This window comes from Lentzea fradiae, assembly GCF_900100955.1.
In the GTDB taxonomy this organism is placed as follows: Bacteria; Actinomycetota; Actinomycetes; order Mycobacteriales; family Pseudonocardiaceae; genus Lentzea; species Lentzea fradiae.
This window is the reverse complement of the sequence record NZ_FNCC01000006.1, coordinates 277,457-293,239: the sequence shown is the minus strand read 5'-3', so window position 1 is coordinate 293,239 and position 15,783 is coordinate 277,457. Positions and strand designations below refer to the sequence as shown.

At 69.3% G+C, this 15,783-nt stretch carries 13 protein-coding genes; 6 read left to right on the top strand and 7 right to left on the bottom strand.

Annotated elements, in window-relative coordinates:
• Window positions 1–49: 49 nt before the first annotated feature.
• Together BLT23_RS15895 and BLT23_RS15890 are read right to left on the bottom strand one after the other, a co-directional pair.
• Window positions 50–535 (bottom strand): helix-turn-helix domain-containing protein, encoded by a 486-nt coding sequence (locus tag BLT23_RS15895; protein WP_245743983.1) that lies wholly within the window; start codon window positions 533–535, stop codon window positions 50–52.
• 115 nt (window positions 536–650) lie between these two features.
• Entirely contained in the window at window positions 651–2,621 is a 1,971-nt protein-coding gene (locus BLT23_RS15890) for an LCP family protein (RefSeq protein WP_245743982.1), read from the bottom strand.
• Between the two features lie 151 nt (window positions 2,622–2,772).
• Between BLT23_RS15890 and BLT23_RS15885 the strand changes: the two genes are divergently transcribed.
• Window positions 2,773–5,703: a glycine--tRNA ligase gene (locus tag BLT23_RS15885; RefSeq protein ID WP_090050387.1), complete on the top strand. Its 2,931-nt coding sequence runs from the start codon at window positions 2,773–2,775 to the stop codon at window positions 5,701–5,703.
• A 356-nt stretch (window positions 5,704–6,059) separates the two neighbouring features.
• Here BLT23_RS15885 and BLT23_RS15880 read toward each other — a convergent pair whose 3' ends face one another.
• A complete protein-coding gene (locus BLT23_RS15880; RefSeq protein ID WP_090049906.1) occupies window positions 6,060–7,769 on the bottom strand; it encodes a S8 family serine peptidase in 1,710 nt (569 codons plus the stop codon).
• A gap of 209 nt (window positions 7,770–7,978) precedes the next feature.
• On the opposite strand from BLT23_RS15880, the gene BLT23_RS15875 reads away from it, so the two are divergent.
• Window positions 7,979–9,097 (top strand): sugar ABC transporter substrate-binding protein, encoded by a 1,119-nt coding sequence (locus BLT23_RS15875; RefSeq protein WP_342713664.1) that lies wholly within the window; start codon window positions 7,979–7,981, stop codon window positions 9,095–9,097.
• A 184-nt stretch (window positions 9,098–9,281) separates the two neighbouring features.
• A complete protein-coding gene (locus BLT23_RS15870) occupies window positions 9,282–10,385 on the top strand; it encodes a sugar ABC transporter substrate-binding protein (RefSeq protein ID WP_218133765.1) in 1,104 nt (367 codons plus the stop codon).
• 27 nt (window positions 10,386–10,412) lie between these two features.
• Here BLT23_RS15870 and BLT23_RS15865 read toward each other — a convergent pair whose 3' ends face one another.
• A complete protein-coding gene (locus BLT23_RS15865; protein ID WP_090049904.1) occupies window positions 10,413–11,147 on the bottom strand; it encodes a hypothetical protein in 735 nt (244 codons plus the stop codon).
• Window positions 11,148–11,179: 32 nt separating this feature from the next.
• A complete protein-coding gene (locus BLT23_RS15860) occupies window positions 11,180–11,392 on the bottom strand; it encodes a hypothetical protein (protein ID WP_090049903.1) in 213 nt (70 codons plus the stop codon).
• Window positions 11,393–11,632: 240 nt separating this feature from the next.
• On the opposite strand from BLT23_RS15860, the gene BLT23_RS15855 reads away from it, so the two are divergent.
• Window positions 11,633–11,839: a cold-shock protein gene (locus BLT23_RS15855; protein ID WP_030468404.1), complete on the top strand. Its 207-nt coding sequence runs from the start codon at window positions 11,633–11,635 to the stop codon at window positions 11,837–11,839.
• Between the two features lie 101 nt (window positions 11,840–11,940).
• Window positions 11,941–12,840: an asparaginase gene (locus BLT23_RS15850; RefSeq protein ID WP_090049902.1), complete on the top strand. Its 900-nt coding sequence runs from the start codon at window positions 11,941–11,943 to the stop codon at window positions 12,838–12,840.
• Here BLT23_RS15850 and BLT23_RS15845 read toward each other — a convergent pair.
• Window positions 12,837–13,277: an ester cyclase gene (locus tag BLT23_RS15845; protein ID WP_090049900.1), complete on the bottom strand. Its 441-nt coding sequence runs from the start codon at window positions 13,275–13,277 to the stop codon at window positions 12,837–12,839. The two genes, BLT23_RS15850 and BLT23_RS15845, sit on opposite strands and share 4 nt — an antisense overlap.
• Before the next feature lie 68 nt (window positions 13,278–13,345).
• On the opposite strand from BLT23_RS15845, the gene BLT23_RS15840 reads away from it, so the two are divergent.
• Window positions 13,346–13,975: a TetR/AcrR family transcriptional regulator C-terminal domain-containing protein gene (locus BLT23_RS15840; protein WP_090049898.1), complete on the top strand. Its 630-nt coding sequence runs from the start codon at window positions 13,346–13,348 to the stop codon at window positions 13,973–13,975.
• Here the strand turns inward: BLT23_RS15840 and BLT23_RS15835 are convergent.
• Window positions 13,972–15,654 (bottom strand): acyl-CoA dehydrogenase family protein, encoded by a 1,683-nt coding sequence (locus BLT23_RS15835; RefSeq protein WP_090049896.1) that lies wholly within the window; start codon window positions 15,652–15,654, stop codon window positions 13,972–13,974. The genes BLT23_RS15840 and BLT23_RS15835 overlap by 4 nt on opposite strands.
• Between the last annotated feature and the right edge of the window lie 129 nt (window positions 15,655–15,783).

Here is a 15,783-nt window from a genome sequence, read left to right as displayed (position 1 = left end):
GGTCCTTTCCCGGCGGTCGTTGCGTTGCTGTGAACGGGGTTCGGTACAACTAGCGACTCAGCGCGCGCAGGGTCCTGATCAGTTCCACGGTCGGCAGCTGGCACAGCTGCGCCATGTTCTCCAGCGCCGGCAGGTCGAGGTGGATCTCCGGCGAGGCGCCCGGCGCGAGCGCGTGCAGCCGTCCGGCGGCCCAGCGCTTGAGCGGCAGCAGCCGCGGGTTCTCGGAGACGGCGACCGCGGCGAGGCTCAGCGTCAGGTGCCCGGCGGGGGCGTCGCCGAAGAAGCGTTCGTGCACGCGGGCGAGGACCTCGTGCGCCGGGACGTCGAGCGCGTGGCAGATCTCCACCAGGCGCACGACGGAGCACTGCCGGGTGCCCAGCTCGTAGGTCGCGAGCGTCTGCAGCGAGATCTCGGTCTGCAGCCGCTTGTTGAGCTCCTTGCGGGTCCAGCCGCGCTGCTTGCGAAGGCTGCGGATCTCATCACCGAGCACGCGCTGGTACGCCGCCGTGTCGATTTGGCCTGTCGCCGTGTGCACTGGTCCCTCCACCCCGTGAGCGGGTCTCACGCAGATGGAAGGCGCCAGTGCTTCGTCGCTTACGCAACTTGCCGAGAGATTCCCCCGAATGGGCGATACTTCTCTACTCTGAGTATTAGTTCACGCAGCGCACGCCGTCCGCGGTGATCGGTTTGGGGGCGTCCGGGTCGGCGGCGGGCTGCTGCCGGGCACCGTCCAGGTTGAGCGGTTTCGAGGCCGTGAAGCCCTGCGCGCCCGGTCCCGAGTAGTCGGCGCCGAGGAACACGCGGACCGTCCCCTTGGGGATGTCGGGGTCCTCCTCGATCTCCATCCCGCCGAGCGCGTTCTGCACCGCGTTGGCGCCCGCCTCGCCGCCCAGGCCGTAGCGGACGACCGACTTCCGCATGGACTCGGCGTTGCCCGGCTGGCCCGCCTTGAACTTCTTCCCGACGAGCGACTGCAGCACCCCGGCCGCGAGTCCGGGGGCGCCGGAGGCGTTGCGGACGTCGACGGTCACCGTGGAGTTGTCGAACGTGGGGTCGGGAGGGGTGGACGTGGCCGGCGTCTTGCCGAGGTTCTTGAAGAACCGGCGCACCTCGGACTCGTCGACCTCGACCGCGGAGCCGTCCTCGGGCGTCTGCAGGTCGGGGTTGCCGGTCGGGATGGTCTGGAACGTCATGTTGCCGCCCGTCATGTCCTTCATCTGCAGGGCGAACTTGGTGATGTCCCAGCCGTCGTCGAGCACGATCGCGCCGCTCACGGCCTTGATCATGTCGTTGCGCTTGGTGTTGTCGGCCAGCACGCCCGCGGACAGCATCTTCTTGGCCAGGCCCGCCATGAAGACCTGCTGGCGCACGACGCGGTCGAGGTCGCCCAGCGGCAGGCCGTGCCGCTGCCGGACGAACGCGAGCGCGTCCTTGCCCTCGATGGTCTGCGGGCCCGCCGCGAAGTTCGCGCCGGAGAACTTGTCCTTGACCGCGGTGTTCAGGCAGACGTCGATGCCGCCGATGGCCTTGGTGATGTCGTAGAACCCGACGAGGTTGACCTCGGCGTAGTGGTCGATGGTCGTGCCGGTGAGGTCCTGGACGGTCTGGATGAGGTTGTTCGCGCCCGCCTTGCGCGACTCCATCTCGACGTCCTGCGCGCTCTTGCCGCTGTTCTTGAGCTTCTCGGCCGCCTCGCCCTTGGCGTAGCCGTAGGCCGAGTTGATCTTGTGGCGGCCGAAGCCGCCCGCGATCTTCACGTACGAGTCGCGCGGGAACGACACCGCGTACGCCTTGCCGCTGTCGTTCGGGATGTGCACGAGGATCAGCGTGTCGGTGTTGAAGCCGCCGTCGTCGGTGCCACCGGCCTGCAGCTCGTTCAGGATCTCCTGCGGCAGCGGGTTGCCCTTGGAGTCGGTGCGGCTGTCCATGCCGACCAGCATGATGTCGATCGCGCCGTCGGCAGGGCGTTCGCCCTCGTCGGCGAGGGACAGGTCCTGCTTGGTGAGGCCGTCGGTCAGCGCGTTGAGGTTCTGCCACGCGACGCCGGTGATCACCAGGACCAGCGCGGACAGCAGGCTCACGAAGATCTTGCCGCCGGTCGACGCGCCACGCTGGGCGGCGCTCGGCCTGCGTGCGGCGGCGGGCCTCGGGCGGGGACGAGGCGCCGGCGGCTTCGGCTTCACCTCGGCGGCGGGGGTGGTGCGGACGGTCGGGCGGTCGGCCAGCGGACGGGGCCGGGCCGGGGTGTCGCGCGCACCGCCGCGTGCCGGTTCGGCCCGGCTCGCCGCCTCGCGCTTCGGCGGGACGCGCCGGGGAGGCTCGCGGCGCGGCGGTTCCGCCCGGTTCTGGGTGTCACGCTTGAGCGATTCCCGGCCACGCGGGTCACGACCCTGCGGTTCCCTCTTCTGGGGTTCCCCCTTCCGGGGTTCCCTCTTCTGGGGGTCGCGCTTCGGGGGTTCCCGCCTGGGCGGATCGGCCTTGCCCGGCTGCCGGCGCGGCGGGTCCGACGCGCGCGGAGGCACCTGCGGGCGGCGCGGTTGTCCCGCCGAGGGACGCGGGGTGGCGGAGGGTCGCCTCGGAGTCCCGTCCGGCTCTCCTGGCCGCGGCGGCCGGTTGTCCACACCCACTCCTCTCGACATTGCGGTTGCACCAGGTAGACGTACGGGAACGTCCCCCGGTTGTGCACAGCGTGACACAGTGCTCCGCGGTGCCGGATTCAGGGCTACTGACCAGCGGTTTTGTCCTGTTTCGTAGACTCGTCGCGTGTTGACGATGCAGGATGCGCTGCTCGCGCTGACGAAGTACTGGACCGACCGGGGTTGCATCGTGGTGCAGCCGTTCAACACGGAGGTCGGGGCGGGGACGCTGAACCCGGCGACCGTGTTGCGGGTGCTGGGTCCGGAGCCGTGGCGGGTGGCGTACGTGGAGCCGTCGGTGCGTCCTGATGACGCCCGGTACGGCGAGAACCCGAACCGGCTGCAGACGCACACGCAGTTCCAGGTGATCCTCAAGCCCGATCCGGGTGACCCCCAGGAGTTGTACCTGGGGTCGCTGGAGGCGCTGGGCATCGACGTCCGCGGTCACGACGTGCGGTTCGTGGAGGACAACTGGGCCTCGCCCGCGCTCGGTGCGTGGGGTCTGGGCTGGGAGGTGTGGCTGGACGGGTTGGAGATCACCCAGTTCACCTATTTCCAGCAGGCCGGTGGGATGACGCTGGACCCGGTGTCGGTGGAGATCACCTACGGCATCGAGCGGATCATGATGGCGTTGCAGGGTGTGTCGCATTTCAAGGACATCGCCTACGCGCCGGGGATCTCGTACGGGGAGGCGTTCGGGCAGGCCGAGTACGAGATGTCGCGCTATTACCTCGATGACGCGGACGTGGAGGCGAACAAGCGCCTGTTCGAGGAGTTCGCGGCCGAGGCGCGGCGGATGCTCGACGCGAGGCTTCCTGTTCCGGCGCACAGTTTCGTGTTGAAGTGCTCGCACATTTTCAACGTTTTGGACGCGCGGGGCTCGATTTCCACGACGGAGCGTGCACGGGCGTTCGGGCGGATGCGTGGCCTGGCCCGTGAAGTCGCCGGATTGTGGGCCGAGCGCCGCGCCGAGCTCGACCACCCGCTGGGCGTGGCCGAACTTCCCGCCCCGGCCGCGAAACCGGAATCGTTCGCCGAGGTCGTCGCACCCGCGACCCTGCTCTTCGAAATCGGCACCGAGGAACTGCCGCCGCACGAGGTCCTGCGGACCGTGGACGCCGTGCGCGAGGCGGTCTCCACGAAGCTGGCTGCGACGCGGTTGACGCACGGCACGGTGACGGTGCACGGCACGCCGCGTCGGATCGTGGTGCAGGTGCCCGCGGTGGCGCCGCGTGAGCCCGACGCCGAGCGCACGGTGCGTGGCCCGCGAGTCTCGGCGGCGTTCGACGCCGAGGGCAACCCGACGAAGGCTGTGCAGGGCTTCGCGCGTGGTCAGGGCGTGGACGTGTCCGCGCTCGGGCGCGTCGTGGAGAACGGCGTGGAGTTCGTGGCGCTCACCAAGACCGAGACCGGCCGTGGTGCGGTGGAGGTGCTCAGCGGGCTGCTCGCGGAGGTCGTCTCGGAGCTGCGGGCCGAGAAGAACATGAAGTGGAACGACCCGAAGCTGTCGTTCACCCGCCCGATCCGCTGGCTGCTCGCCCTGCTCGGCTCCACCCCGGTTCCCGTCTCCGTGTCGTCGTTGCAGTCGGGCACGGTCACGCGCGTGCACCGCACCGCCGACACCCCCGTCGTGGAGGTGCCGGAGGCGGACGGCTACCTGGAGTTGCTGGTCTCGCACGGCATCCAGGCCGACGCCGCCGTCCGGTCGGCCTCGATCGTCGAAGCCGCCCAGGAGCTCGCCGCGTCCGTTGGCGGTGTGGTGGAGGTGGAGGGCCTGCTGGACGAGGTGACGAACCTGGTCGAGTGGCCCACCCCGATCCTCGGCTCGTTCGAGGAGCGCTACCTGGAGCTGCCCGCGCAGATCCTGACCACCGTGATGCGCAAGCACCAGCGCTACCTGCCGGTGCGTTCGTCGGACGGGTCGCTGCTGCCGCACTTCGTCGCCGTCGCCAACGGATCGGTGGACGCCGACCTGGTGCGAGCGGGCAACGAGGCGGTGCTGCGGGCCCGGTACGAGGACGCCGCGTTCTTCTGGCGCGCCGACCTCAAGACGCCGCTGGAGGAGATGAAGGCCGGGCTGGCGAAGCTCACGTTCGCCGACAAGCTCGGCTCCATGGCCGACCGCGCCACCCGCATCGCCGCACTCGCCGGGCGGTTCGCGTCCCTCGTCGAGACCGACCGGGAGACGCTGGACCGGGCGGGGGCGCTGGCCAAGTTCGACCTGGGATCGCAGATGGTCATCGAGCTGTCCTCGCTGGCCGGGGTGATGGCCCGCGAGTACGCGGTGCGGGCAGGGGAGACCCCCGAGGTCGCGCAGGCGTTGTGGGAGATGGAACTGCCGCGCTCGGCCGGAGACGCGCTGCCGTCGTCGGTGCCGGGGGCGCTGCTGTCGCTGGCCGACCGGTTCGACCTGCTGGCCGGTCTGTTCGGCATCGGCGCCCAGCCGACCGGGTCGTCGGACCCGTTCGGGCTGCGCCGGGCCGCCCTCGGTGCGGTGACGGTGCTGCGGGCGTTCCCGGACCTGCGGGCCATCACGCTGCCCACCGCGCTGGCGTTGGCGGCGGAAGGGCTGGAGGTGCCGGCGGAGGCGCTGGAGACCGCACGGGAGTTCGCGGTGCGCCGCTACGAGCAGGCGCTGCTCGACGCCGGTCACGAACACCGGTTCGTCCAGGCGGTGCTGCCACTGGCCGACTCGCCCGTGCTCGCCGACGACACCCTCACCCAGCTGGAGTCGCTGGCTGGTGACGAGTCGTTCCAGGCGCTGACCGCCGCCCTGCAACGCGTCCGCCGGATCGTCCCGGCCAGCGTGGAGGGCTCCTACGACGCCACCGTGCTGACCGAGCCCGCCGAGATCGCGCTGCACAAGGCGTTCGAGGCGGTCGAGAAGGACGTGACCGGGCTGGCCGCGTTCGTCACCGCGACGCAGGGCCTGACCGGGCCGATCAACACCTTCTTCGACGAGGTGCTGGTCATGGCCGAGGACGACGAGGTCAAGGCCGCCCGGCTCGGGCTGCTCGCCTCCATCCGGGACCACGCCGCACCGGTCCTCGACTGGACGCAGCTGTAGGACGGAACGGGAGGGCGTCCAGGACGCCCTCCCGCCCGGTCAGCCGGTCTCGGCGGCGCACCTGACGTCGCCGGGACGTGGCCCGCCCAGCACTGGGGCAGCAGGCCCACGTCGTGGTAGTGCCGGATCGTGCGCAGGGTGGTCCCCGGCGAGATCGGCCAGCTGACTGGTGCTCCACCCCGGCACGGTTCCCCTCCGCTCTCGTCCCGACGCCGTCCAGTGGAAACCATGCCGCTACGGCACGGTCAAGGCGCGCCGGGAGGTCGAGACGAAGAGTGCGGGAGGCGGCCGGTTTTCGTCGTACGCGAAAAGGGCTCCCGGCCGAGACGGCCGGGAGCCCTTCGTCGTCCTGGGACCTACAGGAACTGGCCGCCGCGGGTGACGGCGCCGTAGGCGTCCACGATGCCGTGACCGTAGAAGCCGTTGAACTTCGCGTCACCCTCGCAGGTGGCGTCGAACTCGGCCGAACGGCCGACGTCGACGTACGAGACGGTGCGCGGGTTCGGGCACGCGCGCTGCGTGGCCGTCTTGTAGAGCACCTTCTCGACCTTGTCGGGGGCGAGCGTCAGGCCGGGACGGCCCTTGTCCTTCTTGCCGTACTCGCTGACGATCAGCGCGGCGACACCGGCGGCGTGCGGGGCGGCCATCGAGGTGCCCTGCAGGTACTGGTAGTAGCCGACCTTGTCGCCCTGCACGGCCTTCTTCACGCCCGCGGCCTCGCCGTCCGGGGTGATGTTGCCCGCCTCGTCGATCGCGCCCTCGGCGAGAGCGACGTTGCGCGGGTAGGTCGACAGGATCATGTTCTCGTTGGTGCGGTACCACGGCGTGCCGAGGCCGTCGCGGAAGTAGCCGCCGGGAGCCGAGATCGCGGTCTGCTCCAGGCCGTAGTTCGAGTAGTCGGCCTTGGCGGTCGACGGGCCGAGCGCCGACACCGAGATCACGTGGTCACCCTCGGTCGGCAGGTTGAGGCAGCTCGCGTTGTCGATCGGCCGCGGACGGGCGTGACCCGGGGGGTAGTTCGGGCTCTGCACGTCCTGGCGCGGCTTGCCCAGGTCCTCGTGGTTGTTGCCGCCGGCGCCGATCAGCGTGACGCCCTTGCGGTGCGCGTAGTTCAGGGCGCGCTGCACGGCCGCGATGATCGTGCGCTGCTCCAGCTGCTCCTCGGCCGAGGCCGTGGGGTCGTTGGCGCAGTTCATGTACCACGGGTCGACGTAGAACGACATGTTGATGACGTCCAGGCCGACGTCGGCGCCGTACGTCAGCGCGTCGACCACGGGCTGCAGGAAGAACGAGCCCGCGTCCTGGCCGCCGCGGATGTTCACGAGCGACACGCCCGGCGCGACACCGGAGATGCCGAAGCCGTTGGCCGCGGCACCGATGGTGCCCGCGACGTGCGTGCCGTGGCCGCCGTCGTCCCAGTTCGCCGGGTCGACGCAGCCGCGGAACTCGCACGGGCCGTCGAACACGCCACCGTCGGCGTCGTTCGGGATGTCGATCGTGAAGTTGCGCGACAGCTCGTTGTTGAAGTTCGGCGCGATGTCCGGGTGCGTCCCGTCCACGCCGGTGTCGAGAATGCCGACGTAGACGCGTTTGTCACCGGCCTGCTTGGCCCGCGCGATGTTGGAGCGCACGAGGTTCAGGCCCCACAGGTCGCCGTCGAGCGGGTCCATGCCCGCGGTCGACCCCTGCGGCGCGGGCGCCTTCTTCGGCGGCGCGGTCTTGTTCTCCTTCTCGACGTCGTCCCGCTTGGCCTTGCCGGCCTTCGCCGCGGGGGCGTGGCCGATCGGCTTGGAGCGGGCGGCGCCGACGATCTCGCTGGAGGCCGAGACCTTCTCCACGAAACCGTTCGCGGGCGCCTTGACGGTCAGCAGGCCGACGGCGTCGTTGCTGCGCACGACCTCACCGCCGGCCTTCCGCACGGCGTCGATCGCGAAGTCGCGGTTGCCGGGGCTCTCCAGCAGCACGGTGTACTCCGTGTCCTTCTGCTGCCCCGAAGCCGTGGCCGGCGCTGCCCCCGCCGCCGACGTGCCCGCGGCGACCAGCGACACCGTCGCCGCCACCGCCATCACGGTTCTGCGCGTTCTCACCTGGCTGTCTCCTCACACCCGGTCAGGGCTGGATCCACGTGGACGGCCCCCGATCGCCGCCCAGGCCCGACACCCTGGCACGGAATCGCGCCGGGCATCAGCACCTTTCGTACGGAATCGAACCGTAGTCGAACGGAAGCAGAGGGTGATGTTATTCGATGAAAGCTTGACTTGTTGTCTATTTGACGATGAACTTCGCTCCCATGCGAAGACGGGTAATGGCAACGTCGGCGTGCCTGGTTCTTCTGCTCTCTGCCTGCGGTGATGCGGATGAGAGCGCCTTGACGCTGCCTTCGCGAGGCCCCAAACCAATCGTCGGTGTCATCCTTCCCGACCAAACGAGTTCCTCGCGATGGGAGGAGCAGGACAGGCCCCTCCTGACACAAGCTTTCAACTACGCGGACATAGAGCCGTTCATAGAAAACGCCAACGGCGATGAGGGGAGGTTCCTCCAGATCGCCGAGGAGATGATCCGCCGCAAGGTGAAGGTGCTCGTGACGACCCCGTTGTCGTCCGCGGGTGGTCTCGCCGTGCAGAAGAAGGCGAAGGACGCGGGCATCCCGGTCATCGACTACGACCGGCTCACCCTCGGCGGCTCCGCGGAGTATTACGTCAGCTTCGACGGCGTGAACGTCGGCCAGCTTCAGGCCGAGGGGATGCTGTCGTGCCTCGGTGAGAGACCGGGCGCGCAGGTCATCGAGATGGAGGGCGCGCCGACCGACCACAACGCCACGTTGTTCGCCCAGGGGCACAAGTCGGTCCTCGGTCCCAAGTACGAGAGCGGTGCGCTCAAGCTCGTGAAGACCCAGGCGGTCGACGGGTGGAAGGCCGACATCGGCAAGCCGCTGTTCGAGGAGATCCTGAACGGCAACGGCGGCAAGGTCGACGCCGTGGTCGCCGCCAACGACGGCCTGGCGGGTGCGGCCATCGAGGTGCTCAGGACGAAGAACCTCGCCGGCAAGGTCCCCGTCACCGGTCAGGACGCGACCATCGAGGGGTTGCAGGCCATCCTGCGCGGCGAGCAGTGCATGACCGTCTACAAGCCGGTGCGCGACGAGGCGGAGGCGGTCGCACGGCTCGCCATCGCGGTCGCCCGCGGTGACCTGGACGGCGCCGACGACCTCGCCACCGGCAACCTGCGGGACCCGGTCGCGCAGCGCGACATCAAGTCGGTGCTGCTGGGCGCGACGCTGATCAAGAAGGATTCCGTCAGGAGGCTCGTCACCGAGGGCGTGGTCAAGGCGCAGGAGCTGTGCGCCGGCGACCTCGCGGCGGTGTGCGCCGGCCAGGACATCGTCGGGAGCTGACCCGGCCGTGGTGGCGCGGCCGGCGCCGCGCCACCACGAAAACGATCTCGAGGATTTCCGGGGCGGAAACCCCGCCGCGCAGGCACCTTTCGCGGAAATCGGCCCGTAGTGGTCCGGCAGCGGAGGGTGATGTTATGAGAAGAAATCTTGACTTAACGAGTTTCAAGATATCAACTGCGCTCTTATGCGAAGACGCGTAATGGCATCGTCGGCGTGCCTCGTTTTTCTGCTCTCCGCCTGCGGTGATGCGGGCGGCGACGCACTGACGCTGCCGTCGCGTGGACCCAAACCGATCGTCGGGGTGATCCTTCCCGACCGAACGACTTCCACGCGTTGGGAAGAACAGGACCGCCCGCTGCTCACGCAGGCTTTCAACTACGCGGACATCGAGCCGTTCATCGAGAACGCCGACGGCGACGAGGGGAAGTTCCTCCGCATCGCCGAGGAGATGATCAACCGCAAGGTGAAGGTCCTCGTGACGACGCCGCTGTCGGCGGCGGGGGGCATAGCCGTGCAGAAGAAGGCCAAGGAAGCGGGCATCCCGGTCATCGACTACGACCGGGTGACGCTCGGCGGGTCGGCCGAGTACCACGTGGGCTTCGACAGCGTGAACGTCGGCCAGCTGCAGGCCGAGGGACTGCTGAGCTGCCTCGGGGAGCGGCCGGGAGCCCAGATCATCGAGATCCAGGGCGCGCCGACCGACCACAACGCCACCCTCTTCTCGCAGGGCCAGAAGTCGCGGCTGTCGGCGAAGTACGACACCGGGGCGCTCAGGCTCGTCAAGTCCCAGCCGGTCGCCGACTGGGACAACGACCTCGGCGGGCAGCTGTTCGAGGAGATCCTGAACGGCAACGGCGGCAAGGTCGACGGTGTCGTCGCGGCCAACGACGGCCTGGCCGGCGCGGTCATCGGGGTGCTCAAGAAGCAGAACCTCGCCGGCAAGGTCCCCGTCACCGGCCAGGACGCCACGATGGACGGCCTGCAGGCCGTCCTGCGTGGAGACCAGTGCATGACGGTCTACAAGCCGGTGCGCGACGAGGCGGAGGCGGCCGCGCGGCTCGCCATCGCCGTCGCACGCGGTGACCTGGACGGCGCCGACGACCTCGCCACCGGCAACCTGCGCGACCCCGTCTCCAGCCGCGACATCAAGTCGGTGCTGCTGGGCGCGACGCTGATCAAGCGGGACACCGTCCGCACGCTCGTCACCGAGGGCGTCGTGAAGGCGCAGGAGCTCTGCGTCGGCGACCTCGCGGCGGTGTGCGTGAGCCAGGACATCGTGGTCGGCTGACCGTCCCGGAGCAGCGGTCCCGCGCCGCTACTCCGGCAGGTCGTGCCTGCCCGAGATGAACTCCTGCACGGCGATCTTGGCGCGGATGATGGGCTGCCTGATCCGCGCCTCCCTCCGGTAGGCGCGCGTCAGCTTGCGCGAGCCCTCCGGGTAGCGCCAGCGCGCCCACGGCGAACCGGGCCGTGCGAGCCGCACCGCGCCCACGGCGGGCACGACCGGCACGAGCAGGCCGAGCAGCCCCGTCCAGATCTTGCCCTTCAGCAGCGCCACGATCGCGAAGCACAGGTTCACGCCGATCGTGATCACCCGCAACGTGAACGTGTCGCTCGGCGTCGTGTCCGGGTTGAGCTGCAACACCTCGTCGTAGCCCAGCGGCCGGGCTCCGAGCAGGAACGTGCCGGTCAGGCCGACGGCGAGGAACACGGCGTCGACGGACAGCCGTCCCGCCTTCGTCCAGTACACGTCCCTCAGGTGCAGGATCAGCGCGAACTCGTCGAGCACCAGTGCCGCGCCCACGCCGAGGCCGGCCGCGGCGGCACATCTCGCGCCGTAGAGGTCGTCGGGGATGACCAGGCCGGTGACGCTCGACAGGAGCAGCAGCACCGTGCCGAACACGACGTGGTGCACGTGCGTGTCGCCGTGGACGATGTTGCGGGGCCACCAGCGCACCTTCGCCCGGATCATGCGCACGCTGATGCGGATGAACACGAACGTGGTCACCAAGCCGATGAAGAAGAAGAGCAGTCTCTCGCTGCCGGTCAAGCACGTCCCCCTGGGGTCAAGGACCCCTCAGGTTACCCGTTGACGTGGAAGCCGCCGTTGATCTTGCCCACCTGGATGGCGGTGCCGTGCACGGTGCCGGTGATCTTGTTGTGGATCACGTCGCCACCGCGGGAGGACCGCTCCGCGGGTGCGCCGCGCACGTGCTCCAGGACCGTCGCGTGCAGTCCCGCCCCGATGTGCGGAGCCAGCGCGGCCTTGATCGACAGCGTCGTCTGCTCGGGCACGGGACACCTCCTGCGGATCATTTGGGATCTCACGGTAGCAGCGAAATCGATGGCTCGACTGGAAGCGGGGAGCCGTGGTTCACTGTCCAAGGTCGTACGTTTCGTGTTCGAGGACAAGCCCCGCTCGCGGAACGAGGTTGCGAGCGCGTGGTTTCTCCAAGGTCCGGAGAAGGCGCCGCCAGTGACTTGACCCGGTGGTCGCGAGCGCGATCCGGCACCTGTTAGAGGAGAAGTAGCAAGATGGCAGTACAGGGCACCGTCAAGTGGTTCAACGCGGAGAAGGGCTTCGGCTTCATCTCCCCCGACAACGGTGGCGCCGACGTGTTCGTCCACTACTCTGAGATCCAGATGAACGGCTACAAGGCTCTCGAGGAGAACCAGCGGGTCGAGTTCGAGATCGGTCAGGGCCAGAAGGGCCCGCAGGCGCAGGGCGTTCGCGCCGTCTGAGCCTGATCGGTCAGCACATCTGATCTGACGCGGAAGCCGCCTGTTCGACACCGGACAGGCGGCTTTCGTGCGTCCGGCGCCGTCCCGGCTGGAGGCTTCCCGTGCCCGCACTGCTCGCTGAGGTCACCCGGTCCGGCTTCGTGGAGAGCGTGCACCACGGCAGCGTCGTCGGCCTGCTGCCGTCCGGGGAGATCGGGGTGTCCGTCGGCGCCGTGGAGGACCCGGTGCTGCCGCGATCGTGCATGAAACCGTTCCAGGCGCTCGCCTGCCTGGCCGCCGGAGCACCGCTGGCAGGTCCCTCGCTGGCCATCGCGGCCGGGTCGCACACGGGGGAGGACCGGCACGTCGAGCTGGTGACGGAGCTGATGGGCGACCTGCCGATCGGGCTGCTGCGGTGCCCGGCGTCGTGGCCGGAGGACGAGCTCACGCGGCGACGGCTGACCGAACCGTCACGGGTGCGGATGAACTGCTCCGGCAAGCACGCGGCGATGCTCGCGGCGTGCGTCGCGGCGGGGTGGCCGGTGGAGACCTATCTGGACATCGCGCATCCGTTGCAGCGACTGGTGTCGCGGACCGTCGAGGACCTGGCGGGGGAGGCCGTCACGCACACGGCGGTCGACGGGTGCGGTGCGCCCGTGTACGGGTTGTCGCTGCACGGCCTGGCGCGGGCGATGCAGGGCCTGGTGCGCACGCCCGTCGCGGACGCCATGCGTCGGTTCCCCGAGTACGTCGGCGGGACCGGTCACGTGAACACCGTCGTGATGCAGCTGCTGCCGGAAGTCGTGGCCAAGGGCGGCGCGGAGGGGGTGCTCGTGCTGGCGACGTCGGCCGGGCACGCGGTCGCGGTGAAGGTGCTCGACGGCAACCCCCGTGCCACCACGGCGATCGGGCTGACGGCGCTGGCCTCGCTGGGGTTCGACGTGTCGGCCGCGAAGGAGCACCTGTCCGTGCCGGTGCTCGGCGGCGGGCAGGTCGTCGGCGAGGTGCGCGTGGTGTTCTAGAACTCGGCTGGGAGGTCGAGCAGGCCGAGCTGGGCCATCACGGTCGCGGTGTCGCCGTAGACCCGCTGGCAGACCAGGACGTCCTTGTCGAACAGGAAGAAACCGGCCATCCTGACCTTGAACGTCCGGCCGGTCACCTCCTCGCCGGTGAGGCTGCCGAGGTGGGTTCCCTCCAGCTCGAACTCGACGATCACGGTGTCCTCGGTGTGGTGGACGTCGACGACCTTGTTGCGCTGGTCGGGGAAGGCCGCACGGGTGCGCTGCCAGTAGTCGCGGACGGCGTCGACCCCGTCGAGCACCTGGCCGGACGCGATGATCTCGTAGCGGGGGTGGGGGAAGGTGTTCAGCGACATGTCGAAGTCGTGGTCGTTCTGCGACTCCATGTGCTCCAGGACGATCGCTTCACGCAGCGCTCTGAGCGCCTTGGACTCGGTCATGCCGACGGATCCTCCTACGTACGCCGTACGTCGCAGGGAAGCTACTCCACGTCACCGGGTCTCCGCCAGTGTCCGGTGACCGCGAGCCGCTGACCCGCGACCGCATCGTGGAGGCCGCGGTGCGGATGATCGAACGCGGGGGAGTGGAGGCCGTCTCGATGAGACGCCTCGCCGCCGAGCTGGGCGCGGGCACGATGTCGCTCTACAACCACGTGCCGAACAAGGCCGTGCTGGTGGACCTCGCGGCCGAGCGCCTCATGGCCGAGGCGCGGCCGTACCACGTGGACAGCGACGACTGGCGTGACCACGTCCGCGCGCACGCACGGGCCGTGCGGGAGCTGGCGCGCCGCCACCCCCGCGCGTTCGTGCTGCTCGCGACGCGGCGGCTGAGCAGTGACGCCGGGTTGCGCACGATCGAGACCGCGCTCGCGAACCTCGCACGGGCCGGGTTCCGCGGCAGGGTCGCCGTCGGGGCGATGCGGGCGATGGTGTCGTACCTGCTGGGCACGGTGATGCGGGAGGTCGCGACGTCGCCGGAGCACGGCGGGATCGCGCTGTCAGCGTTCACCGGCGTGGACGCGGAGGCGTTCCCGCTGGCCGCGGGGGCGCTCGACGAGCTGGGGACCTTCGACCACGACCAGGAGTTCGAGTTCGGGCTCGAGCTCCTGATCGCGGCCCTGGAGCGCTACCAGACCTAGGGGCGCATCTCGTACCGGCCGGAGAGCTGGGCGACCTGCTGCCAGACGGCGTCGAACCGGGCCTGGTCGACGTGCGGCTTGCGGATCTGCGCGAGAGCCCACTGCTGCTGGGCCTCGGTGCTGCTCGCCTTGCCGTGCAACGCGGTCGCGTAGGCGGCGAAGTCGCGGACGAGGACGTCGAAGATCTGGTCCAGGACGTTCTGGTCGGTCCCGGTGATCTTCGCCTGCTCCAGCACCAGCTGGCCGTAGACGACCAGTGTGAAGAGGTGGCCGAGGTTCAGCAGGAAGTCGAGGTCCTTCTGCTGCTCCTCGTCCGGCGCGGCGGTGGCGAGCAGCGTCTTGACCGCCTTGGCCTGCTCGTGGAACAGCGCCACGTTCGGCAGGTGGGCGTGCTCGGCGTAGATCGGCTCCCAGTCGTGGAACTGGATCTTGCCGAGGCCGCGCGCGGGACCCTGGTGCCAGAAGAAGTCGTCGTCGCTCGCGTCGTGACGCGTCGGGACCTCGTCGTACGCCTTCGGGTTGAAGAAGTAGTTCGGCATGAACTTCAGCACCAGCGCGAGGTTCACGTGCACGGTGCCCTCCAGCTTGGGCAGCGCGCGGATGTCGGAGGTGGCCAGGGTGAAGTACGTGTCCTTCTCGAAGCCCTTGGCCGCGATGACGTCCCAGAGCAGGTCGATGACGCGCTCGCCCTCGCTCGTCACCTTCATCTTGGTGATGGGGTTGAAGAGCAGGTAGCGGCGGTCGTCCTCGTTCGCGCTGCGGAAGTAGTCCACGCTGCGGTCCGCGAAGAGCTTCATCGCGGCGAGGCGCGCGTACGCGTCGACGAAGTTCTGCCGCACGTGCGGGAAGTCCGTGACCGGGTTGCCGTACAGGATCCGGTTGTGCGCGTGGGTGATCGCCTCGTAGTACGAGTGCTCGCAGATGCCGATGCTGGCGGTGCAGAGGTTGAACTTGCCGACGTTGACGGTGTTCAGCGCCGCCGAGAACGCGTCGGGACCGCGGTGCAGGATGTCGGCGTCGGTCAGCGGGTAGTCCTCCAGGCGGAACTCGCTGACGAACATCTGGCTGTCGACGACGTTCTTGACCAGCTTGAAGCACTCGTGCCGGCTGTCGACGGCGAAGAAGAGGTACTCGTCGCCGATCCGGCCGAACACGCTGACCATGCCGGCGACGTTGCCGTTGCCGATGTAGTACTTGCCGCCGTTCGCGAGGTAGCCGTCCGCGGTCTCGGTGACGACCATGTCGGTGCTGTAGACGTCGGCGCCGTGTTCCTTCTCGGAGAGGCCGAACGCGAACACCGCGCCGCTGTCGAGCAGTGCGGCGGCCTTGCGCTTCGCCTCCTCGTTGGCGCTCATCCAGATCGGGCCGAGGCCGAGGACCGTGACCTGCCAGGCGTACCAGTACTGCAGGCCGTAGAAGCCGAGCACCTCGCTGAAGGCGGCGTTGCGGGCCGCGTCCCAGCGCTTGGCCGGGTCGACGCTCGCCGGGGTGCAGAAGGTGGCGAAGAGCTTCTCCCGCTTCACGAAGTCGAGGAACTCCGTGTACCAGACCCGCTCCTGCGCGTCGGAGATGAGCTGCCGCTTGCCGCGCGTCTCGAACCAGTCGACCGTCGCCCTGAGCAGGCGTCGTGTCTCGTCGTCGAGGTGGACGGGGTCGTGGTGGTTCGGGTCGAGCAGCACTGGCGCCTCCCTGCGTCTCCTGCCGCCGACACGTTACCAGTCGGTAACTTGTGGGTCTACGTGGGGTTTCTTCTTGGCGCGGAAATTGTCGGACCCCCGGCGTAACGTGCTCCGCATCACATCGGCGGG